The sequence below is a fragment of the Novosphingobium lindaniclasticum LE124 genome, from assembly GCF_000445125.1.
GTDB classification, from domain to species: domain Bacteria; phylum Pseudomonadota; class Alphaproteobacteria; order Sphingomonadales; family Sphingomonadaceae; genus Novosphingobium; species Novosphingobium lindaniclasticum.
Map to the genome: position 1 here is coordinate 206777 of NZ_ATHL01000076.1, position 21780 is coordinate 228556.

Annotated in this window: 19 protein-coding genes; 15 read left to right on the plus strand and 4 right to left on the minus strand. The window is 66.2% G+C overall.

What is annotated here, in order from left to right; all coding sequences use genetic code 11:
* The first annotated feature begins 21 nt into the window (after positions 1–21).
* Both L284_RS36125 and L284_RS36130 read left to right on the plus strand, forming a co-directional pair.
* Positions 22–1239 carry a glycosyltransferase family 4 protein gene (locus L284_RS36125; RefSeq protein WP_021234207.1) on the plus strand — a complete coding sequence of 406 codons (1218 nt, stop codon included), beginning with the start codon at positions 22–24 and terminating at the stop codon, positions 1237–1239.
* Positions 1236–2618 (plus strand): oligosaccharide flippase family protein, encoded by a 1383-nt coding sequence (locus L284_RS36130; protein ID WP_021234208.1) that lies wholly within the window; start codon positions 1236–1238, stop codon positions 2616–2618. Before L284_RS36125 ends, L284_RS36130 begins: the two co-directional genes overlap by 4 nt.
* Here L284_RS36130 and L284_RS36135 read toward each other — a convergent pair.
* Genes L284_RS36135 through L284_RS36140 form a run of 3 tightly spaced genes read right to left on the minus strand, consistent with a single transcriptional unit; the run spans position 2615 to position 6608 of the window.
* On the minus strand, positions 2615–4165 hold the full coding sequence (locus L284_RS36135; protein ID WP_021234209.1) for an O-antigen ligase family protein: 1551 nt from the start codon (positions 4163–4165) through the stop codon (positions 2615–2617). The genes L284_RS36130 and L284_RS36135 overlap by 4 nt on opposite strands.
* Positions 4162–5694, minus strand: a complete 1533-nt coding sequence (locus L284_RS0124230) for a hypothetical protein (RefSeq protein WP_021234210.1) — start codon at positions 5692–5694, stop codon at positions 4162–4164. The genes L284_RS36135 and L284_RS0124230 overlap by 4 nt, the downstream gene beginning before the upstream one ends.
* A gap of 14 nt (positions 5695–5708) precedes the next feature.
* Complete coding sequence (locus tag L284_RS36140) at positions 5709–6608, minus strand: WecB/TagA/CpsF family glycosyltransferase (protein ID WP_021234211.1); 900 nt, start codon at positions 6606–6608, stop codon at positions 5709–5711.
* 239 nt (positions 6609–6847) lie between these two features.
* On the opposite strand from L284_RS36140, the gene L284_RS36145 reads away from it, so the two are divergent.
* The 5 genes from L284_RS36145 to L284_RS36165 are packed head-to-tail and all read left to right on the plus strand — an operon-like array spanning position 6848 to position 11930.
* Positions 6848–7498 (plus strand): polysaccharide biosynthesis/export family protein, encoded by a 651-nt coding sequence (locus L284_RS36145; RefSeq protein WP_021234212.1) that lies wholly within the window; start codon positions 6848–6850, stop codon positions 7496–7498.
* Complete coding sequence (locus tag L284_RS36150; protein WP_021234213.1) at positions 7495–8673, plus strand: hypothetical protein; 1179 nt, start codon at positions 7495–7497, stop codon at positions 8671–8673. The genes L284_RS36145 and L284_RS36150 overlap by 4 nt, the downstream gene beginning before the upstream one ends.
* The gene (locus tag L284_RS36155) at positions 8670–10169 is read left to right on the plus strand and encodes a GumC family protein (protein WP_021234214.1); all 1500 of its coding nucleotides are present in this window, start codon (positions 8670–8672) and stop codon (positions 10167–10169) included. Before L284_RS36150 ends, L284_RS36155 begins: the two co-directional genes overlap by 4 nt.
* Positions 10166–10951, plus strand: a complete 786-nt coding sequence (locus L284_RS36160) for a CpsD/CapB family tyrosine-protein kinase (RefSeq protein WP_031342220.1) — start codon at positions 10166–10168, stop codon at positions 10949–10951. The genes L284_RS36155 and L284_RS36160 overlap by 4 nt, the downstream gene beginning before the upstream one ends.
* 22 nt (positions 10952–10973) lie before the next feature.
* Positions 10974–11930: a hypothetical protein gene (locus L284_RS36165; RefSeq protein WP_021234216.1), complete on the plus strand. Its 957-nt coding sequence runs from the start codon at positions 10974–10976 to the stop codon at positions 11928–11930.
* Here the strand turns inward: L284_RS36165 and L284_RS36170 are convergent.
* Positions 11927–13198 (minus strand): glycosyltransferase, encoded by a 1272-nt coding sequence (locus L284_RS36170; RefSeq protein WP_031342223.1) that lies wholly within the window; start codon positions 13196–13198, stop codon positions 11927–11929. The genes L284_RS36165 and L284_RS36170 overlap by 4 nt on opposite strands.
* 217 nt (positions 13199–13415) lie before the next feature.
* Here L284_RS36170 and L284_RS36175 point away from each other — a divergent pair, with 217 nt between their 5' ends.
* From L284_RS36175 to L284_RS36205, 8 genes are all read left to right on the plus strand, one after another.
* The gene (locus L284_RS36175) at positions 13416–14507 is read left to right on the plus strand and encodes a glycosyltransferase 61 family protein (protein WP_021234218.1); all 1092 of its coding nucleotides are present in this window, start codon (positions 13416–13418) and stop codon (positions 14505–14507) included.
* Positions 14455–15057: a serine acetyltransferase gene (locus L284_RS36180; protein WP_031342226.1), complete on the plus strand. Its 603-nt coding sequence runs from the start codon at positions 14455–14457 to the stop codon at positions 15055–15057. Before L284_RS36175 ends, L284_RS36180 begins: the two co-directional genes overlap by 53 nt.
* Positions 15054–16610: an AMP-binding protein gene (locus L284_RS36185; RefSeq protein ID WP_021234220.1), complete on the plus strand. Its 1557-nt coding sequence runs from the start codon at positions 15054–15056 to the stop codon at positions 16608–16610. The genes L284_RS36180 and L284_RS36185 overlap by 4 nt, the downstream gene beginning before the upstream one ends.
* Before the next feature lie 28 nt (positions 16611–16638).
* On the plus strand, positions 16639–16878 hold the full coding sequence (locus L284_RS36190) for an acyl carrier protein (protein ID WP_021234221.1): 240 nt from the start codon (positions 16639–16641) through the stop codon (positions 16876–16878).
* A complete protein-coding gene (locus L284_RS36195) occupies positions 16875–18194 on the plus strand; it encodes a type III PLP-dependent enzyme (RefSeq protein ID WP_021234222.1) in 1320 nt (439 codons plus the stop codon). Before L284_RS36190 ends, L284_RS36195 begins: the two co-directional genes overlap by 4 nt.
* A 205-nt stretch (positions 18195–18399) precedes the next feature.
* Positions 18400–19272: a cell wall hydrolase gene (locus tag L284_RS0124235; protein WP_021234223.1), complete on the plus strand. Its 873-nt coding sequence runs from the start codon at positions 18400–18402 to the stop codon at positions 19270–19272.
* Between the two features lie 365 nt (positions 19273–19637).
* The gene (locus tag L284_RS36200; protein ID WP_031342233.1) at positions 19638–20378 is read left to right on the plus strand and encodes a response regulator transcription factor; all 741 of its coding nucleotides are present in this window, start codon (positions 19638–19640) and stop codon (positions 20376–20378) included.
* Complete coding sequence (locus L284_RS36205; RefSeq protein WP_021234225.1) at positions 20378–21703, plus strand: ATP-binding protein; 1326 nt, start codon at positions 20378–20380, stop codon at positions 21701–21703. The genes L284_RS36200 and L284_RS36205 overlap by 1 nt, the downstream gene beginning before the upstream one ends.
* The last annotated feature ends 77 nt before the right edge of the window (positions 21704–21780 follow it).

Consider the following 21780-nt stretch of genomic DNA (forward strand, 5'->3'; position numbering starts at 1 on the left):
CCCGCAGCGGGAGGACTCTGCGTGCATATCGGGCTCTGTTCCCCCCATTGGCCGCCGTCGCGCGGGGCCAACGGCATCGTCAGCTACGTCTCTGCCGTGCGCGACCACTTCATCGCGCGCGGGCACGACGTATCGGTCATTTCCCAGGAGCGGCTCTACCTTGGCGACGGCAGCGCTCTATCGCTTGCCCCGCGCGGCGCGGCGAACGTGCTCGCCCGGGCTGAACGGAAACTGGCGCGCTGGCGCAAGCATCCGGACGGAGCCCTGCCCGAAGTCGGCCGGCGCGTCGCGCGCGAGATTGCCGCCGCCCATCGGCTCCGGCCCTTCGACATCGTCGAGATGGAGGAGAGTTTCGGCTGGTCCGAACTGGCCGGCCGGGCGATCCCGGTACCCGTGGTCACGCGCCTGCATGGACCGCAGGCCCTCAAGCCCGATCGTCTTCTGACCGATGCGGAGCGGCGGGATGAACGACGGCGCTGTGCCGCCGAAGCCTTAGCCGTGCGCAGCGCGCCGGTCGTGACTGCGCCGACGCGGGCCATCATGGCGGGGGCATGCCGCAGCTATGGCCGCGACCCGGAGCGGTACTCGGCCGTTATCGCCAATCCCATTCGCCTGCGTTCCGATGCACCGCGCTGGAGGCTGGAGCATGCCGATCCCAACCATGTGCTGATGGTGGGCCGCTTCGACTTCTGGAAAGGCGCAGACACCATGCTGCTGGCCTTCGAACAGCTCCTTCGGCTGCGGCCGCTGGCCCGGCTCACTCTGGTGGGCCCGGACGAGGGGTTGGAGACGAGACCGGGCGAGCGCATGGGTTTCGAGCAGTTCGCCGCCACGCGCCTCGTGCCCGAAACCCTTTCGCGGATCACTTATCGGGGCCTGTTGAAACCGGCCGAAATCATCCCGCTGCGGATGAGCGCCATGGTGACGGTCATCAGTTCACGCTGGGAGAACTTCCCCTACATCCTGCTGGAAGCCATGGCCGCCGGAAGCCCGCTGGTGACGACGGCCTGGCCCGGCGCCGAGGAAATCGTGATCGATGGCCGAAGCGGCCTGCTGGCGCCGGTAGCCGATCACCAGGCCCTCGCCGACGCACTCGACCGGCTCATGGGCAACCCGCAGAATGCAGCGGCGATGGGCAATGCCGCTCGCGAACGCTGCGCTGTCGAGTTCTCTCTGGATGTGGTGGGCGATAAACTGCTGGACTGCTACGACCGCACCATCGCCGGCAAGGCGCCATGAGCGAGCAGACAGCGAGCCAAGCCTGGCAGAACCGTTCCTCGCCGCTCGCCGCCTGGTCTCGGCTGCGCGACTACGCCGCGCGCGACACCAACGTGGTCGTCGTCTCGGTCGTTCTCAACAACCTGCTGCGCGCCGTTTCGGGCATGGTGCTGACGCGGCTTCTGGTGCCGGAAGTCTTCGGGATCTCCGGGGTGATCGCCTCGGTCCAGTTCACCGTAGCCCTGGCCACCGACCTCGGGTTTCAGGCTTTCGTGGTCCGACAGGAGAACGGCGAGGACAAGCGCTTTCTCGATACCGTGTGGACGGTGTCGCTGATCCGCTCGCTGCTGCTTGCCCTTGCAGTGGCGGCTCTGGCGGTGCCGCTCTCCCGTACTTTCGGAAAACCCGAGCTTGCGCCGCTGATCGCCGCCTCGGGACTGACGTTCGTGATCGAGGGGCTTGCTTCCACCAGCCTGCTGACGGCAGTTCGGCACCGTCTGATCCTGCGGCTCTCGGCACTGGAACTGGTCGTGCTGATCGTGCAGATCGCGGCGAGCGCGGCCTTGGCCTGGGCCTGGGGGAACTACTGGGCCATCCTTGTCGGGCTATTCGTCAGCGGTCTCCTGAAAACCGTGCTCAGCTACGCGGTGTTCGCCGGATCCCGCCGCTGGTTCCGGCTCGACCGCGAGACGCTTCGCGCGCTGTGGAAGTTCGCCCGCTATGTCACCGGGTCCAGCATCATCTTCCTGTTGATCTCCCAGTGCGACAAGCTCGTGCTGGCCAAACTCATGCCGCTAGACCAATTCGGCTTCTACATCCTGGCAGGAAACCTCGCGTCGGCACCGCTGGCCTTCGCCGCGAATTACGCCAGCCGGGTGCTCTATCCCGCCTATGCCCAGGCATGGCGAGACGGTACGGACGACCTGCGACACCGCTTCTACGAAAAGCGGCGGCTGCCGGCGCTGCTCTACGGCTTTGCGGCCGGCGGCGTGATCGGCAGCGCGCCGATGATCGTTAGCGTGCTCTATGACGATCGCTACGCAGCGGCCGCCGGATACCTCCAGATCCTCTGCATCTCCTCGCTGCTGGCCCTGCCTTCGAACGCCGCGAACGAGGCTCTGACGGCGACCGGCCGGATCAGCGCGACGTTGGAAGCCAGCGTGGTCAAACTGGTCTGGCTAACGGCAGCGGGCTTTGCCGGCTACCTGGTCCTCGGCCAGATCGGTCTGGTGCTGGCGGTCGGCCTGATGGAGGCGCCCGCGCTGGTCGTGAAATGGCTCCGACTGCGTCTGGCGGGACTGCTGGACATGAGGGAGGAACTCCTGTTCCTTGCGGTGGGTCTGGCCGGGGTCGGCAGCGGATGGCTCGGCACGATCCTGATCGGCCCCCTCCTGGTCTAGCTCACGGGCTCAGGCAAAGGCCGCCTCGCTTCGTGAGCGATAGAACCGGGCCGCCTCAGGATCGCGGCGCCGAGGCCGAACAGACCCAGCGTCAGGAAAGCAGGTCGGCCGCCGAACGAGGTGAAGAACAACATCTCGCCGAGCATGACCAGCACGCCGAAAGCGAAAGCAGCGGGCGCCTCTGCGGGCGTCCGGTGCAGCTGGCGACGCCGCTTCCACAAGGCGATCAGCGGGTCCAGGAAGTTACCGATGAAGATCAGGAGGCCCGCCGTTCCCCCGATGAGCGCGATCCAGAGGTAGGTGTTGACGAAATCGATGATGCCCTCTCCCTGACGAAGGTCCGCCAGCAGGATATTGAGCTGCGGCATCGAATGGCCGAGCAGAGGACTTTGCCAGAACGCGTCCTTGCCCTGTTCGAAAAGCTCGCGGCGGTACGTGGTGGTTTCGCTGGCACTGCCGCCGGAAAGGCCGAGCGCTTCGGCGAAGCCAGGCGAGAGCATGGCAGTCAGGATGACCAGGCCGATCACCATCCCCAGGCTGGCGCCGGTCGCCAGCAGCGCGCGCCAGCGGCCTCGATAGATCGCCATGGCGATGACAGCGAGGCCCAGCCCGATCCAGGCCCCGCGCGACTGAGGCGCGCAAACGCCGACGAAAGTCATCGCCAGCAGACCCATGTACTGCGCTCGGGAGCGAAAATCATCTCGCAACACGCTGAGCGCGGCCAGGCAGAGGGCGAGCACGAGCGCCATGGAGGTCGGCTCGACGAACGGTCCTCCCGCCCGCAGCAGGCCGCCCCGCGCCTTGACCAGCAGCACCATGGGCACGTTGTATTGGCCGTAAAGCTCGTTGTAGATCGGCCAACTGCGCCAGGTCTCCAGCATCAGCACTGCGGTCAACGCGACGCCGCCGCAGGCCAGCCAGCGCAAGGCGCCGCGCTGCCCGTCTACATCGGCGATGCCCCGGCTCAGGATATAATAAGGCAGCCCCAGATCGAGCACGAGGTTGACGGTCGTGCGCAGAAAATTCGTGGCGCTGGTCTCGCGGGAAAGCGCCATGCCCAGCATGAGCAGCAGGAGCGCGACCCAGCCATCGCTGGCGATCCGGCTGCCGGTGCCAAGGGGTTTCAGCCAGATCGCGACTGCGGCGCCGACGGCCAGACCATCCTGCACGCCGAAGTCGAACAGCTTCAGCGCCCCCAGTTCGACCGGAGTGTCCAGCGGCGGCAGCAGGAGCAGGCTGAAAAGATAGAGCGGCGCGATCCGCTCGGGCCGGCCTGCCAGGAGCGGCACCCACAGGCACATGGCCAGGTGCAGGAGCCGCGCGCCGGTCAGCGACCAGGCCAGCAGCGGCATGGCGACGACGCAGATGAGACTGCGCAAGGCCATATCGTCGCGGTGCGCGCGGCGCAGGCAGACCAGGAACGAAACTACCCCGGCCGTGCTCACGCATGCCACGTAGAGCGCTGCATGGATCGCGTAGTAGGCGCCGCCGAGCGCGGCCAGAACCAAGGCGGTTCCGGCGAAGGCCTGCACGGCCTGCCGGTTCACCGTGCTTCCCGCTGGAACCGGCGGACGGCGGTGAGCTTGGGCGTTTCGTCGGCCGGCTGTCCGGCATATTCGCGCAGGCCCCAGGCCCCATACTCCCCGATCGGCGCGGTGGAGGCATAGAGCGTCAGCGTATCGCCGAAACGTCGGCGCCAGCCCTCCAGGTAGCGGTCGTAAACTCGAGCCATCCGCGCGTCTCGCTGCACCGCGCGGGCGAGGTCGATGTCGCGGGTGACGAGATGCTGGCCGCCCTCATAGGCGATGTATCGCAGGCCATGGGCGGCGGCGATCTCCCGATTGGCGGCCGCCATGGCGAATGTTCGCTCGACTGAATCAGGCATCGCTTCGAAAATGGGGTCCAGATTGCTCCGGCTGCGCCCCTCCAGGTCCAGCCAGAGGTAAGGTGCGGTAGCCAGCGCATCGACCCAGCGGCGCGTGTCCTCGTGATCGAGTATCATGCGAGCCAGTTCGGGATTGGCATGCTGGCTGGCGCAGACGCGGATGAGGGAACCGGGGCGATCGGCATAGACCTCGGTCCAGATGCGCATCGCGGCAGTGATCTTGCCTGCGTAGCGCTCCATTCGCGCCCTTGTGGGATCGCCGTGGCCCAGACCGAGGGCCAGGCCCTCGCGCTCGGCTTGGGCCGAGGCGTCGAAGATCTGGTTCCACACTTCGTTCCCCAGTTCGACATAGACCTTGCGGCGGGGGTCCAAACGCTTGCGAACCAATCTCGCGAACCCGCGAATGTAATCGGCGTCGGCCTCGTAGGGCATGAGGAACCAGGGATCCGCCCCGGTGGCGTTTGCCAGATCGACCATGTCCTCGATCGAAGCGCCGCCAATGCCGACTTGCGAGGCACTTGTAGGGAGCGTCCGGTTGGCCCACGCCACTTTCGCATTGTCGTTCGTCCGCTGCCAGTCGAGGAAGCGGATGACCTCGAAACCGGAGAGGAAGGAAAGGAACTCGGGATCGAACCGCTCTCCGGGCAGAGATGTGGACTTGCGGCAGTCGAGATCGCGCAAGGGGTCGGCCGGATCGGTGCGGATCAGTTCCACCCAGGCGCCTTCGTCCTCCGCGCCGCTCGGGCGCAGTTCCAGTTCCACGTTTTCGGCCGACGCGTCGATCAGCCGGGCCGCGCCGCCCGCCTGAAGCGCACCTTTCCCCGCGAAAGTGCAGCGCACCGTCGCGGGCCCGAAGGGTGCTGCGGGCAGGACCAGCGGACGGGGCGCGGTCTGACCGGGCTCTAGGCTGCGCACCCAGCCGAGGGCGTCCAGTCGCGCGGCCGGCATGGGCGACCATCCCTCTCCCCGCGAGGAGAACCATTCGCTTTGCGCGATCATGTTGGCGAAGACCTGTTGGCGATTGAAGGTCTGGAGCCCGAACAGGTTGATGCCGAGCGTGGTTCGCGGAACCGCGTGCGGCGCGCCGGCAGCCAGAACGGGGAACGCCTGCTCCGCTCTTGGGAACCGGTTCACGATCCCGCTGGAGACGACGCCGATAGCCGCCGCTGCTGCAGCGCAAACTCCCGTCACGACCGTCAGACGCTTCAGGGAACCAGCCTCCCCGCGCTACCCGGAAGACTGACGGACATGCGCCGCCAGGTCTGGTGAATGCGGAATATCTGCGGCCCCTCGACCAGATAGCGGCGCCAGAGACGCTGCGGGTCGCGGCTCAGCCGATAGAGCCATTCCAGCGACATCTGCTGCACCACGCGCGGGGCGCGTTCCTGATCGCCGGTGAGGAATTCCAGACCCGCGCCCACGCAGAAACCGACGCCGCTCGCGCAAGCCGTCCGCGAAACGCGGCGCGCGATGATTTCCTGCTGCGGGGATCCTACTGCAAGAAAAGTGTAGCGGGCCTTTGCCTCGACCAGAAAGCCCACGGCTTCCGCCACTTCCCGCGCATCGCGGATGAACCCCATCGGGGGATTGTAGTGCCGCACATCGCGCAAGTTAAACCGCTGGGTGATCCGGGAAACCATGTCTTCGGTCCCGCCCAGGATCGCGATCCGATCGTCGGTACAGATGCGCTGCTCGAACAGGGCGGCCGTCAGATCGCTGCCGGTCACCACCGGCAGATCGCGGCCTACGGCGTTTGCCATCCGGGCAAGGATCCTGCTGTCGCACAGCGTCATCCAGGCGCCGCGATAGGCCGGCCACAGATCCGAACGGCGGCGTTGGAGCCGGACGACGTGATCGACATTGGGCGTGACGATGTAGGAAAAGGGTGCCGATGGCGGGCGGGCGACGATCGCCTCGATCGCTTCGACCATGCTTATGCGGGTGAACTGCAGATCCAGGAATTCGACAGGGCGCGGTTCCGTCCAATCCGGCTCGATCCGGCGTTCCGCCGCTTCGTTTAGCGGCGCCGCGACCAGTGCGGCGAGGTCCGGCACGTTCGCCGGCGCGAAATGCTCCGTGGTCTCGTGGAACTTGTCCAGGTACATGATGGTTCTCCCCGCGAGCCACTATGCCGCAGAGCCGGGAGGCGTTCTCTTGTTGCGACGGGGACCGGCAATCCGCCTGCGAAAAATCCGCTCCTGCCTTTCAGGTTCCGCATTCGCGCTTTCTGCAGGATTTTCGGTCCCGAGAAGACCGCTCTTCCATCCGACGATTTCGAGCAGCGGGCGCGGGCGATAGGCTGCGGAGCGGACTGCCGGAAAATGCCGGCGTTCAGGGAGGTCCCGTGTCCCTTGCCCAGCTTCGGTCCCTGTCATGCAGCGTTCTGAGCGGCCCGACCATCGGGTTTCGGACGATCGCGAGCATTCTGGCACTGCTCGCGTTCGCGCTTCCACCCGCCTTGGCGCAGGATGCGGGCACGTCCTCCGCGCGCTATACCGTGAATGCGGGCGACGAACTCGATGTCTTCGTCTGGGGCGAGGAGCGGATGCAGCGTCAGGTGCTCGTTCAGCCAGACGGGACTTTCGCCTTCCCGCTCGCAGGTACGATAAAGGCCAGCGGCCGCAACGTCTCCGACATCGCCATGGAACTGCGGGAGCGGATCTCCCTGAACTACCGGGCGGCACCGCCCGATGTCACCGTATCCTTGCGCGGGGCGACCGGCATGAGGTTCTATGTGGTCGGCAAAGTTCGCACGCCGGGCAGCTTCACCAGCGGCACGGCGCCCAACGTGCTCCAGGCGCTCAGCATGGCGGGCGGCACGGCGGAATTTGCCGATGTGCGCCATGCCGTGATCCTGCGTCAGACGCAGCAAGGACAGATCGTCGAGCCGGTCCAGCTTCAGAAGCTGCTCAAGGGCGGTCGCAGCCTGGATCCCGGCACTCTCGCCAAGCCGCTGCCGACGCTGTCGAGCGGCGATGTTCTCGTCGTTCCGTGACGGCACCGCGACATGGCACCCTGCCCGCACTTGCGCTTCACGGCCCTGCCTTCGCGGCCATCGCCGCCTTGCTGCCTGCAGTGGCTACCGCGCAGAGCCAGCCCCGCATCGAGGTTGACATGAGCCTGTTCGCCGCCCGCAATCCCTTCCTCCTGCCGGAGGACGACACCGTCACACCGGGAGGACAGCTCGCGGTGAAAGCGGGCGCCGAATGGCCGCTGGACTTCCGCACGAAGCTCGAAACCGAAGGCGCTGTCGCCTACCGCCAGTACGCGCGGCGATACGGCCACTTCCTCACCGGCCGCGCCGACGTGGCGCTGGTCCATCGCCGCAATGAGTATCTCTCGCTGCGCAGTGCAGCCTCCTTCGAGCGGGTGCTGCCGATCGAAGCTCTGGCTTCGAGCGTCGACAGCGCGATCGATCCGGTCAGCATTCAGGTCCGCCATGACCTTTCCCAAGCGGCAACCGTGCACACCAGCGCCCGCACCGCATTTACCGGCCAGCTTGGCTGGAGCCGCATCGACCCACGCGGTTCCACGCTGCTCGCTCCCACCAGCGCCGTCTCCGCCGAACTCGCAGCGGAAACCCGGATCGATTCCGCGACCACGCTCGGCGCTGTAGCCCAGGTTACGAGGAGCCGCTCCGCCACCGGCGGCGACCCGCACGCGTGGTCGATCCTGGGCAAGGCGGCCCGGCGCTTGCCGCGCGCCTGGAATGCGGCTGTAGAACTGGGTGCCACGCGGGTATCGCGGCGAGGGACAGGCAGCCGGCGGGAGACCGGCCCGGTCCAGTTCTCGGGCCGTGCGAGCCTGTGCCAGGAGCCCGGACGCGTGAGGTTCTGCGCCTCAGCCGCCGTGGCTTCGGTCGTCGGCAGCTTCGGGGGCATCCAGCGCGAAACGTCCGCCGCGATGAGCTTCGACTGGCGCAGCAGCGCGCGCGGAACGCTTGTCGCGCGCGGTTCCTACGTGCGCGTTCCCCGAAGCACCGGCCTGCAGGGCTTCGAAGTGCCGGGGCTCGAACTTCTCAATCTCATCGCTCGCTACGAGCACCGGCTGGACGGACGTTTCGTGCTCTATGGGGGTGCCGAATATCGCCGGCGAGTCGGGATCGGCGACACGCCGCTGGACTCCGTGACGTTGCAGACCGGCGTGCTCTATCGGATTCCCCGCCCATGACCCCGTCGCCGCCTGCCACCGGACCGAGGATCGGCGTGGATCCCGACAGCATCGGCGTCTATCCGCGCGAAATCCTGGCGATGTTCCGTAGGCGGTGGCGCTGGATGATCGCGCCGATCGTGCTGGGACTGCTGGCAGCGGGAATCGCCATCGCCCTGCGCAAGCCGGTCTACCAGTCCGCTGCCACCCTGCTGATCGATTCCCCCCAGATACCCACCAGCCTGGTCGCCTCTCCGCTGACGGATATCGCTGACGAGCGGATCGCCAAGATCCGCCAGCAGATCGTCAGCCGTGATAGTCTGGCGGGGCTCATCAGGACCAACGACCTCTATCCCGACAAGCGCGCGCAGATGGATTTCCCCGCCGTGCTGGAGGCGATGCGCAGCGACATCGGCGTCGCTCTCGTCGGCGCCGATCAGGCGCGGGGCGGCGGCAGCACGATCGCCTTCACGCTTTCGTTCAAGTATCCCGACGCTCTCAAGGCGCGCGGCGTCACCGAACAGCTCACCCGCATGTTTCTGGTAGAGGACAAACGTTTTCGCACCGAGCAGGCCACGGGTACCGCCTCCTTCCTGGAGAGCCGTTCGGAGGAGCTGCGGCGGCAGCTTCGCGAACTGGAGGACAAGCGCCGCGGTGTTGAGGCGCATTACGCCGGCGCGCTGCCCAGTAGCGTCGCTCTCAGCGCGCAATCCAGCTCGGCCCTGCGCGCCGAAGTGTCGCGCACCGACGCCGAGACGCAGGGGCTCATCCAGCAGAACAGCCTGCTTGCCGCGCGCCAGCAGGAACTGCGGCAGGCTCCGCTCAGCGCAGCCGACGGACTGGCCAGGGCGGAAGACCGTCTCGCGCAGCTTCTGGCCGTCCATTCCGATGCTTTTCCCGATGTCGTTACCGCACGCGCCGAAGTGGAACGGCAGAAAGCCTTGCACACGCGGCTGCGGCCCAGCGGCACCACGCTTATCGAAACCGAGATCGCGGCCGGACGCAGGCGCATCGAAATCCTCGCGGGACGCCGGGCGGAACTGGTGCAAACGATGGCCGACCTCGACCAGCGAGCAGCACAGGCACCCCAGGCCGCTTACGAACTCAACATGATCGAGCGCGAGTACGACAACATCAAGCGCCAGTACGATTCCTTGCGTGAAAAGCAGCTTGAGGCGCAAGTCGCCGCCAACCTTCAGTCGGAGGACAAGGGCGAGCGCTTCACGGTGGTCGATCAGCCGAGCCTGCCGCTGCAACCTTTGGGGCTCAAGCCCCTCATGCTGCTCGCGATGGGACTTGCCGGCGGCGTGGCGGCAGGGCTATGCATGATCCTGGGCTTTGAGTTCCTGAGCGGCACCATCCATGGAGCAGACACGCTGGCGCGGGCGATACAGGTGCCCTCGTTCGGTATCGTGCCTCTGGTAGCTGAGAAGAGCCGGCTTTCGCGCATGGCAGACGAGGCCGGTACGAAACTCCGCGCCTGTTGGCCCGGGGCTCGGCGGGAGGCGGGCCGATGAACGCCGAGCCGGATATTCCCTCGCTGCGACGCCGGGCCGGTGAGCAGGTTGCGGCCCTTGTCGCGCTGGACGCATCCCATCTTGCCGCCCATCGCATCTTCGGCTTCGGGCAGATGAGCGACCAGCTCTACCCGTTCTTCATGATCCGCTCGGCTCTGCTTGCCCATGCCGAGCGGACGGGGCACCGCGTCTTCGCCGTCACGTCGGTGGAGGCCGGCAACGGCAAGACCCATGTGGCGGCGAACCTTGCCGCCGTGCTCAGCCGGGTTCGCCCCACAGTCCTGGTCGAGCTGGACCTGAGACGCCCTACCCTCGGCGCCCGCCTGGGGCTTTGCGGCGAAGCCCCGGGCATCGACGATTACTTGGGAGGCGAGGCGGCCTGGAGGGATACGGCGGCCCCGATCGAGGGGTTCGACCTCACCGTTCACCGCGTCCGCCGCGCCCATGCCGACGCGGAGCAGCTGCTGGCTTCACCCCGGCTCACCCACGCACTGAAGCGCTTGGCCGGTGACGACCCTGCGGCACTCTGCATCATCGACACGCCACCGGCCCTGATCGGCGACGATCTCGTTCATATCGCCCCTGCCGCCGACGGCGTGCTGCTGGTCGCGCAGGAGGGCCGCAGCCGCAAGAGCGGCGTGCTGGAAGTATCCGGCGCTCTGGGGTCGACGCCGATCGTCGGCTCCATTCTCAACATGTCGCTCTCGCAGCCCGCCCCCCGCAGCGGCTACGGCTACTCGGAGCGCTATTACCGGCGCCGCAAAGACGCGCCTTCGATCTGAACCTGCCCTTGGGAGAGCTGCCATGATCGGTCTGAAGGAGAGCCGGTGGCTGCGCGATCTGCTTGCCCGCACGACCCTCAAGCTGTTCAACCAGCGCCATATGCGCTCCTGGCTCGGTCGCCGTTACGACGACAGCGTCCGTCGCCATAGCTCCTCGCTGCCAAGGCTTGGCTCCGCAGACGCGGGGATCGTGAAGAACCTGAACGAACGCGGCATCCACGTCACGACGCTGGATGTCTTGGGCATTGCCGGCGCCGAGGCCGTTCTGGCGCGTTCCGCTGCGCTTGCCGAGGATTTTGCCGAGGAAGCCCGGGCGCTGGCACGCGGGGGACGCCCTTTCATCATCGTCCCTCCCGAACAGATCGCCCGCAGCGCGATGATCTTCCGTTGGGGCCTCCAAAGCCGTTTGCTGGACATAGCCGAAGCCTACCTCGGGCTGCCGGCGGCCTACGACGGGGTCGCCATCAATTATACTGTCGCTGACGGCCAGGCGATCTCCACGCGCAAGTGGCACCGCGATTGGGAAGATCGGCGGATGCTGAAAGTCGCAGTCTATCTCCACACGGTCGATGACGAGGGCGGGCCGTTCCAGCAGATCTCCTGCCCCGACACGCTACAGGACGATCGCGAGGGCTTCACGTATGCCCTGTCGGACGATAGCGAGCTCGAACGGCGGCTCGGGCCCGGCTACGAACGCCATGTGGTAAGCTGCGAAGGTCCGCGCGGCACCGTCGTCTTCTGCGATACGGCGCGTTACTTCCACCGCGGCAAACCGGCGATTGCGCGCGATCGCGCGGCGCTGTTCTACAGCTACTTCGCAGACCCGCCGCGCCATCCGTTTCTCTGCGAACGCACGGGCCTGTCCCGCGCCGACGTCGAATGGATGGTCCGCCGCCTGCCCGAGCGTCAGCGCCGCGCCGCCCTCTGGCGGCGCCGCCTGCCGCCCCTTCTGAGACTGATTCCTCCTGCCAGCCTCTAGCCTTGAGCGGCTTCGGTCTGGGCGAGAGGCGCGAGCAGGGCTGCAAGACCCGCCGCGTTGCGATCGGGATCATGCCTCTCCAGCACGCGCAGGCGCCCCCGCTCTCCCATCGCGGCCAGGGCTGCCGGGGCAGCATCCACAGCGGCCTCCAGCGCCTGGGCCAGAGCTTCGGGCGAACCGGACGGAACCAGCCAGCCCACGTCCTCATCCACAAGTTCCGGGATGCCCGCGATGGCGGTGGCAATGACCGGGCGGCGGCTCGCCATGGCTTCCATGAGGACCACCGGCAGTCCCTCCGCGAAGCTCGCCAGCACCAGCGCGCGGGCGCTCTGTAAAGCGGCACGGACGGTCTCGGGTCCGGCCCAGCCGAGCAGACGGACGCGGTGCGTCAAAGCGCTTCTTGCGATCTGCTCCTCGATCGCGGCACGGTCCTCCCCGTCGCCGATGATGTCCAGAGTCACCGCCCGGCGCGCCGAGACTCTCGCCATGGCCTCAATTAGCAGCGGCAGCCCCTTCTGCGCGCTCAAACGGGCGACGCAGAGGAAATGCGGAGCCTGCGGTATCTCGACCTGCAAAGCGCTGTCGAAGAAGCCCGGACCAGCGGCGCAGCGCACCACATGGATGCGCGACCGATCTTCAGGGGCGGCCCAGCGCATGAGTTGGCCTCGGCCATAGCTGGAGACCCCCGCCACGAACGCCGCTTCGGCAATCTTGCCTCGCAAGTCGAGGCCGCGCGGATCGTCGAACTCGTCGGGACCGTGCACGGTGAAGCTGTAGGTAACCGGAGCGATCCGCGCCGCGAGACGCACCACCGCAGCGGGGTTGGTGCCGAAGTGAGCATGGACGTGGCGGATGCCCAACCGTCCGAGCCGATGCGCCAGCAGAGCGGCTTCGGCGAAGTAGGCGCAGGCCTTGAAACGGCCGCCGGAGGTCCGCCATGCCAGCGCGAGAGCACCCAGCGCGGCGCCAGGGTTGGCGAGGACCGCTGAAATCATCGCTCGCAGGGCTCCCGCCCGGTCCTCCAACAGGACGTCGGTCCGTTCGCTTTCGGCCTGATCCTCCGCATCCAGGCGTTCGCTGCAGCGACGCAGGGTGAACCGGGAGACTGCAAAGCCGCAGCGTTCCAGGGCCGCGATTTCCGTCCTGATGAAGCTGTGGCTGATCTTGGGATAGACATTGACGAAATAGGCGACTTTCGTCCGCGCGCGGGAAGTGCCTTCACGGCGCACTTCGGCCATCGGTCCCGCCCATTGCGCGATCTCTCTCATGCCCCGGATTATGGCCGCGCCTTCCTCTTGGCGGCATTGCGACTTTTCCGAATGGAATTTGACCGGTGGGCCGTGGGAACCCGATCCCCCGGATGCGCGGGCGGGCCGGTCCGTGCGAACCTCGCCAGAGTTTGCGGAGACACGCCTTGCCCGGATCCTGCTGCCAGCTCCCACCGCCTGCCGCCGCTGCCACCGGTGCGACCGGATCGGTGCAGCCGTGAGCATCGGCTTGCCCCTGGAAGCGGCGCTTTCCCCCAGGCGCCTCGCACAACGCCGGGTCCTGTCGGCACGACCGGCCGCGGCCCTTGCCGCGCGCCTGCTGAAACGGCCGCGCCCCGACATTGTCGCTGCCGCCGTGGAACGTTGGCAGATCGCTCCGGCATCGCGGTCGGAAGTCCGCCGTGCGAGGGCCTTGCCGGAACAGTACGAGCGGATTGCCGGGGCCGAGTTCGCCTCCGTCGATCAGGTGGTCCGCCACTTCAGAGGCGGTTTCGAAGCCGAGCATGACGCGACCACAGCCTACCGGCTCAAGGATGCTCTGCTTCACGATGGAATCCTCTACGCCGGGGGGGGCGCCCGGCATCTGCGACGCCGCTCCAGCGCGTTCCCCATCGCTCTTGCCCCCCATGAGGAGGCGCGCATGGCCCTGTTCGAGTCGTGGGTGGGCAACCGCTGGTTCGGCAACTGGCTCAGCGACGACTGCCTGACATACAGCCTCGTAGAGGGGTTGGGCGCTCCCTTCACCACCCGTGAACTCAAGGGCCACGTTCCGGCCTACGAACACGCGATGGACATGCGCCCTCGACGCGGCACTTCCGCCTTCTTTCGAGAACTCGTGCTGTTCGACGACGCAGCACACAACGAGAACAAGCGGTTGCGGGCAGAGGCCATGCGCAGGCGGCTGGCCGGACCCTCTGCCAGGCGGCACCCCGGCGTGTTCCTTCTGCGCGGCCGTACCGGCGATGCCCGGATCCTGCTGAACGAACGCGCCGTTTCCGAGCATCTGGCGCAGCGCCGCGGTTTCACGGTGCTGGATCCCAGCAACGCGACTCTGGCGGAAATCGTCGACGCCTGCGGCGGCGCCGAAGTCGTCGCCGGTGTCGAGGGCAGCCACCTCGTGCACGGGCTGGTGACCATGCCGCCGGGCGCCTGCGCCTTCGTCATCCAACCGCCGCTGCGCGCGGTATCGGCACTCAAGCTGCTCACCGACCGGCAGGGACAGGACTACGCAATGGTGGTCGGGGAAGGAACCCAGGATGCATTTACAGCGGACATCGACGAGATCGAGCGCACCCTCGACCTCCTTTGAGGACAAGGCCGGCCGCCTGCGCGTTCCGAAGGTCTCCAGCGCATGGACCACCTTGCGCGGCGACTACCGGCGGCACGGCGGGACCCTGCTCGGCGGCGCCTTCCTGTCCCTGTGCCTCTATCGCTACGGCCGCTGGGGCCAAGGCCTTCGGCTACCCTTCGCGCGCTTTTTCGTTTCCAGGACTTACGGTCTCGCCAACCTCTTCCTGGCCAATCTTACCAAGATATGGATCCCTCCCGAGACCACGCTGGGCCAAGACTTTCATATCGTCAACAACGAGGGTTCGCTGTCGATCCATCCCCATTCGGTGATCGGAGACCGATGCGGCGTGATGCACAACGTCACCATTGGATCGAACATGCGCGAGGGCGCTCCGGTCATCGGGGACGACGTGTTCGTCGGCGTGAACTCGACCGTGCTGGGCGCGATCCGCGTCGGCGACCGAGTGCGCATCGCGGCCAATACCGCTGTCACCTCCGACGTTCCAGCGGACTCGATCGTCGTCGGTTCGCCGGCCCGGATCTATCCCCGACTGGGCCCGATGCGATGACCGCCGCCACCCTGCACGATCTTTTCGCGGCGAACCTCCCGGCACGCGCCGACACGGTCTTTCTGATCGATCCCGAGCGCGAAGCCACTTACGCCGAAATCGACGCTTATGCCGCCACCGTCGCCGCGATCCTCAAGGTTCACGGAGTCGGCCCCGGAGACCGCATCTTGGTGCAAGTGCGCAAAGGCATCACGGAAGTCGCGGCGATCCTGGGCGTGACCCGCGTCGGCGCGGTGCTGGTGGATATCAGCACGGCCTGGACGGCCGAGCAGGTACGCTATGTCGCCGATGACTGCGGGGCGCGACTTCTCATCCTCGAGCCCGCGCTGGCCCGCGCCGTGATCGCCGGCGGGATCGAGTCGGCGCGCGTACTGCCCGTCTCGGAGGTCCGTTTCCCGCCTGGCGAACCGCAGGTTCCGCAAATCGCGGCGGTTCCCAGGCTCAGCGAGGATCTCGCCGCCATCATCTACACCTCCGGCTCCACCGGCCAGCCCAAGGGGGTGATGCTCAGCCATGGCAACATCCTGCAAGGCGCCCGGTCCGTCGCCGAATACTTGCATCTGACTGGGGCCGATCGGCTGCTGAGCGTGCTGCCCTACAGCTTCGATTACGGCTTCAACCAGCTGACGACGATGATGCTCACCGGAGGCAGCGTGGTGCACCAGAGCGTGCCGATGGCAAGCGAGATCGTCGCCTCGCTCGTAAAGCACGCCGTGACCGGGCTGGCAGCGGTCCCGCCACTGTGGATCCAGATCGTGCGATATCTGGCGAGCGCACGAACGCCGCTCCCGGCGCTTCGCTTCATAACGAACTCGGGCGGCCGCATACCGGCAAGCACGCTCGAAATAATGCCATCTGTCTTACCTAATGCACAGATATTCCTCATGTATGGGCTCACGGAGGCGTTCCGCTCGACGTTCCTTCACCCCAACCGCTTCGCCGCCAAGATGGGCTCGATCGGCCGAGCTATTCCGGGCGCCGAAGTCTTCGTCATCCGCCACGGCGAAGGACTTGCCACGCCGGGACAGCAGGGTGAACTGGTCCATCGCGGCCCCCTCGTCAGCCAGGGGTACTGGAATCGCCCCGAAGCGACGGCCGAGAAGATCCGGCCCTGCCCGGAGTTGTTCGATCGCTTCGGTGACGAGCCGGTGGTCTACAGCGGCGATATCGTCCGCATCGATGAAGATGGCGACTTGTGGTTCGTCGGCCGCAACGACGCACTCATCAAGACCAGCGGCTACCGCGTAAGCCCCGATGAAGTGGAGGACCTCGTCTACCGCAGCGGAATTGCCGCCGATGTCGTGGCTTTCGGCGTACAGGACGACCTGCTCGGCCAGGCCGTCCATATTGCGGTCACGCTGCTTGTGGGCGGCACTCGCGAAGCGCTGCTGGCGCACTGCCGCGCCGCCATGCCTGCCTACATGGTGCCGCACCGCATACATCTGTGGCCGGAACCCATGCCACGAACCGCCAGCGGCAAGCTCTCGCGTCCGGAAGTCATCCGCGAATGCCGGGTCGCTTCCGCCGGCCCATCCCTTCATGATTCTCCATGAATCTATCTTTTACAAGGATTTGCCTGACATGCCTCTGACTGAGTCCAGCCTGATCCGCAGCATCGCCCAATTCGCCGCTCTGGAAGGCCAAGTCGCCCCCGAAACGCCGCTTTTCTCCAGCGGCGCCCTGGATTCGGTCGCCATGCTGAACCTCATCCTGTTCATCGAGCGGGAGACCGGCGCTGAAATCCGTGCAGAGGACGTTACGCTGGAAAACTTCGACACCGCCGCCAGCATCCTCGATTTCGCCCGGAAGCTGGCAGCGTGACTCGATCCGACGAGGACGAACTTTTGAAAAGGGCCGCCGACCGTTTTGGAACGCCGTGCTTCGTCTATTTCACCCAGCGGATCGAGCAGCGCATTTCCTTGCTGCGAACCAACTTCGGCCCCGATCTGGGCCTCAGCTATGCGGTCAAGGCCAACCCCAATCCCGCTCTGCTGGAGTGGCTCTCCGGCGAAGTGGATCATCTCGACATCTCTTCGGCGGGAGAACTGCGACTGGCTCAGGAGGCCGGCTGGGACCCCGCTCTGCTGAGCTTCACCGGCCCCGGCAAGCGCGAGGCGGAAATCCGCGAGGCCATCCGCGCCGGTGTGGGCCACCTGGTGATCGAGTCCCTGCGAGAGGCGCGCATCGCGGATCGGATCGCCCGGCAGGCAGCGCGCGTGCAGCCGGTTCTCGTGCGGATATCGCCCGAAAGCCTGCCCAAGGGCTTTGGAGACCAGATGGCCGGAAAGCCCACGCCATTCGGCATCGATATGGAAGTGGCACATGACGCGATCTCCATAATTCAGTCTCTTACAGGACTAAGCTTAGCCGGATTTCACATCTACGCGGGAACGCAATGCCTCAAAGCGGACGTGATCGCGGAGACTTACCGACACCTGCTAGATATATTCGCGCGGCTTTGTTCGGCGCATGACGTCAAGCCCGCGATGCTGGTGATGGGCTCAGGTCTGGGTGTTCCCTATCACCAAGGCGAGACGCCGGTCGATTTACGTTTTGTTTCCAGGATGTTGAATGGTGAACTTTCCACTTTCAGGAAAGAACCCCGCTTCACGAATGCCAAGATAGTGCTCGAACTTGGCCGCTATCTCGTATCGCAAGCGGGGTATTTCGTCACGAGGGTAGTCTCCACCAAGACCTCGCGCGGAAGACGGATCGCCATTTGCGACGGCGGCATGAACAACCATCTCCCCGCGTCCGGCCATTTCGGCATGGTGATGCGCCGGAGTTATCGAATGCACAGCATCGGCGTTCGAAACGGTTCTGCCGACGAGACGGAGGCGGTGGACGTAGTAGGCCCGCTCTGCACCTCGATCGATCGTCTCGCCAGCGGTGTCGAACTTCCCCGATTGGACGAAGGCGACCTGATCGCCGTGCACAACAGCGGCGCCTACGGCCTAACCGCAAGCCCGGTTCATTTCATCAGCCATCCGATGCCGGAAGAAGTCATGGTCGTGGCCGATACGCTTCTGCGCATCACGCGGTCGTTCGCCAGCGGCCCGGCGCGCGCCTGCGATTCGGAGGACGCGGTCAGGCTCGTGGACGGCACCCACCCCGCAGCCGCCAATCAAAACGCATGATCCGGGGCCGCCTGCGGTGAGCCGGCCGAGCCTCCTTCTACTCGGTGCGGCAGCCGCGCTCACGCCTGCTGGACCTGTTCCGGGGCGTAGCCCGATCACGACGCGGCAACTCACCCCCGCCCACATGCTCTCTGCCGAACCGCGTCAGCAAGAACTCGCCCCCAGCCTCGCACGCACATTCAATACCGCTGTGCCATCGGCAGGCATGCACTTACCGCCTGCGGCCCCCTTCCACTTCGATGCCGGACCACAGGATCGCGATCGAGCCATCGACTGCCTTGCCGCCGCGGCTTATTACGAGGCCGGTCGCGAAGCCCCGGACCAGCGCGCCGTGGTGCAAGTCGTACTCAACCGCGTGCGCCATGCCGCTTTTCCGTCCACGATCTGCGGCGTCGTCTTTGCCGGCGCCGACCGGGTGACGGGATGCCAGTTCACCTTCACCTGCGACGGGTCTCTCGGCCGGCGCCGTCCCTCCCCGCGCGACTGGCGCGATGCGCGCGACCGGGCTGCCGAAATGCTTCTCGGCCGCGTGGAGAGCCTCGTCGGCCAGGCGACGCATTATCATACGTATTGGGTTGCACCGCCCTGGGACCGCGCCATGAACCAACTGGCAGTCGTCAATAGCCATCTGTTTTTCGGCTGGCGCGGCGCGGCGGGAGATCCTTCGGCTTTCGGTCGGCGCTACCGTGGCGGAGAGCCTGACCTCGCGCGGCTGGGTAGCCTTTCGTCGCCCGGAAAGCACCTGGCAGGCACAACGGATCCGGCTCCGGCGATCGCGCATGGCGAGCCGCAAGCGCGCGAAGCGGATGACGACCTGTTCCTCGTGGCCTTGCCGGGAAACGCCTCCGCCTCGTTCCCGCGCCTTGCCGAAGAGCGCTGCGGCAAACTGCCGGACTGCCGCTTCATCGGCTGGACCGATCCCGCCCGCAAGGCACACGCTCTGCCGCTCCCCGGCGCGTCCGTGGACACCATCTCCTTTACCTATGTTCGGCGAGCCGGCGCGCTCGGCGATGCCCGGTGGAACTGTAGCGAGTTCCCACGCGAGCGCGAAGAGGAATGCCTCCTGCGCGGCACCTGAAGCCGACTACCCTTGGCCACGCCGCAGCGCCGGCCCCAGCCCCAGCCATGTGATAGTTTCACATAGACATGTTTCGTAACATTTCTGCACAAAGCGAGAAATCCGAAACGGCCAGTTTCGCAAGCGAGCGAACCAGAGACCCGATCAGATGAGACCCTCCTTCTCGCAGTCGCCCAGCCCTCGGCGGGGCATGGGTTTCCGATAGCGGACAGCCCGGTGTCGTTCCGGCTTGGCGGATCCTTGTCCTCTGTGCCGACAGATCGCACAGGCCGTTTGCCAAGCGGCACCTGAAAACCTACATCCAACATGAAGAGACGATGAGCAACATAACAGCCCCCATCTATCGCCATCTCGATGAAGGCCCGATGCCCACACCGACGATCCTGCTGGTAGAGGACGATGGTCCTCTGCGCACCCTTACTTCCCGCGCCTTGCGTCAGAGCGGATTCAACGTTCTGACTGCCGCGACGGGTGCCGAAATGTGGGTCACTCTGCGCGAAGGCCCGGTCAGCCTAGTCGTGCTCGATATCATGCTTCCGGGCACCAGCGGCTTCGACCTGTTCCGCCGCCTGCGCCGCGAATGCGACATCCCCGTAATCTTCATCAGCGCCCGCGGGAGCGAGGAAGACCGCGTGCTCGGACTGGAACTCGGCGCCGACGATTATCTGGCCAAGCCTTTCAGCACGCGTGAACTGGCCGCCCGCGTCAGCGCCGTACTGCGCCGGGGCGGCAACAATCCGGTCACGACCGAATTCAACGGCAGCGAAACCGTGGCAGACGGCCGCACCCCGGAATCGATCCATTTCGAAGGCTGGAACCTCTCCATGGCCCGCCGCGAATTGCGCTCCCCCACCGGCGCCATGGTGGACCTGACCGGCGCCGAGTTCGACCTGCTGGCCACCTTCCTAGCCTATCCGCAGCGCGTGCTCGGCCGCGAGCGGCTGATCGAGCTTTCGCGCTCGCGCCTGGGTGACAGTTCGGACCGCAGCGTCGACGTTCTCGTCAGCCGTCTGCGCCGCAAGCTCCAGGCCGAAGGCGGAGAATCGCCGATCGTCACCGTTCGCGGCGTCGGCTACATGTTCAAGGCCGAGGTTTCGCGCGCCTGATGTCCTTGCGCCGGTTCCGCCTGTTCCGGCGCTTCGGACTGCCCGAGCGGCTGATAGCAGTTCTGTTGCTGGTCTTCGTCATCGACGTGATCTGCAATACCGTGCTGTTCGAGCGCGCCAACACGTTCGAGCTGCGCCGCGACGATGCCCAGCGCATCGCCGAAAACCTGGTTCTGGCGCGGCGCGCGATCGAGCACTCGGATGCGGAGGAGCGTCCATCCGTCACCTCGGCGCTCAGCACGGCGAAGTTTTCGCTGACGCTGATCGACCAGTCCAAGCGCTACCGAGGGTCGCTGCGGCTTGCAAATCTGCGGGCTCAGGTCATCGAAATTGAGCCGGAACTCGCCCAGAGCGACCTCGAGCTTCATCTCGAATCCATTCCGCGCGACGGCAATATTGGTGGTTCGCTCCGCCTTGCGGACGGCACGGTGCTCGACTTCCGCACGCATGCCCGTTCCGCCTGGAAGCTGAGCATCGGCCGCTTCGCCAGCCTGCTGCTGCCGACCCTCTTGCTGATGTCGCTAGCTTGGCTGCTTCTGCGCGCCGCTCTCAATCCGCTGCGTTCGCTCATCCGGGCGACGCGTCACTTCGACGCCGGGCCGCCGCGTCCCGTGCCGGAACGCGGGCCCGATGAAATGCGCGAACTGATCCGCGCCATGAACGAGATGCAGGAACGCATCCATCAGTCCATGGTCGACCGCACGCATACGATGCTTGCGATCGGTCACGACCTCAAGACGCCTCTCTCGCGGATGCGCCTGCGGCTAGACGACGGGGATGTCGATCCGGTGGTTCGCGACGGCATCAACCATGACATCGACGAGATGCGGATGCTGCTCGATTCGATCCAGGCCTATGTCGATACCGGAGGCACCCAGATACCGGCAGAGCGCATCGACCTGGCGATCATGGCGGAAACGCTCGTCGACACGGCTGCCGACCGGGGCGCCAGGGCGACTTACGAAGGTCTTTCCTCCCTGGAAATCATGGCGAGGCCGGTGTCGATCCGCCGCGCCTTGTCCAACCTGATAGAGAATGCTCTCCACTACGGCGGAAACGTCCGCGTCGGGCTGCGCCGGGATGGCGGAGCGGCGGAAATCACGATCGATGACGACGGCCCGGGCATTCCCGAGGAGCGGATTACCGACGCGCTTCAACCTTTCGTGCGTCTCGACACGGCCCGCGCCCGCGACACCGCCGGCATGGGCCTGGGCCTTCCGATCGTACGCAAGGCCGTGCGCCTGGAAGGGGGAACGCTGGACCTGCGCAACCGGCCCGAGGGTGGTTTGCGAGCCACGATTCGCTTGCCGATCACGACGCACTGAGCGCTCGGTGCGACGAAGGGCGTCCCCCCTTCCGCCAAATGCCTGTTAAAGTTCGGCAATAGGCGGAAACATGAAGC

What these genes read in the sequence shown, in the direction of transcription:
- L284_RS36170 (WP_031342223.1), bottom strand. Translation starts at nt 13,198, where the DNA reads ATGAGAGAGATCGCGCAATGGGCGGGACCGATGGCCGAAGTGCGCCGT.
- L284_RS36185 (WP_021234220.1), top strand. Translation starts at nt 15,054, where the DNA reads ATGACCGCCGCCACCCTGCACGATCTTTTCGCGGCGAACCTCCCGGCA.
- L284_RS36180 (WP_031342226.1), top strand. Translation starts at nt 14,455, where the DNA reads ATGCATTTACAGCGGACATCGACGAGATCGAGCGCACCCTCGACCTCC.
- L284_RS36190 (WP_021234221.1), top strand. Translation starts at nt 16,639, where the DNA reads ATGCCTCTGACTGAGTCCAGCCTGATCCGCAGCATCGCCCAATTCGCC.
- L284_RS0124235 (WP_021234223.1), top strand. Translation starts at nt 18,400, where the DNA reads ATGCACTTACCGCCTGCGGCCCCCTTCCACTTCGATGCCGGACCACAG.
- L284_RS36160 (WP_031342220.1), top strand. Translation starts at nt 10,166, where the DNA reads ATGAACGCCGAGCCGGATATTCCCTCGCTGCGACGCCGGGCCGGTGAG.
- L284_RS36165 (WP_021234216.1), top strand. Translation starts at nt 10,974, where the DNA reads ATGATCGGTCTGAAGGAGAGCCGGTGGCTGCGCGATCTGCTTGCCCGC.
- L284_RS36140 (WP_021234211.1), bottom strand. Translation starts at nt 6,608, where the DNA reads ATGTACCTGGACAAGTTCCACGAGACCACGGAGCATTTCGCGCCGGCG.
- L284_RS36155 (WP_021234214.1), top strand. Translation starts at nt 8,670, where the DNA reads ATGACCCCGTCGCCGCCTGCCACCGGACCGAGGATCGGCGTGGATCCC.
- L284_RS36205 (WP_021234225.1), top strand. Translation starts at nt 20,378, where the DNA reads ATGTCCTTGCGCCGGTTCCGCCTGTTCCGGCGCTTCGGACTGCCCGAG.
- L284_RS36130 (WP_021234208.1), top strand. Translation starts at nt 1,236, where the DNA reads ATGAGCGAGCAGACAGCGAGCCAAGCCTGGCAGAACCGTTCCTCGCCG.
- L284_RS36200 (WP_031342233.1), top strand. Translation starts at nt 19,638, where the DNA reads ATGCCCACACCGACGATCCTGCTGGTAGAGGACGATGGTCCTCTGCGC.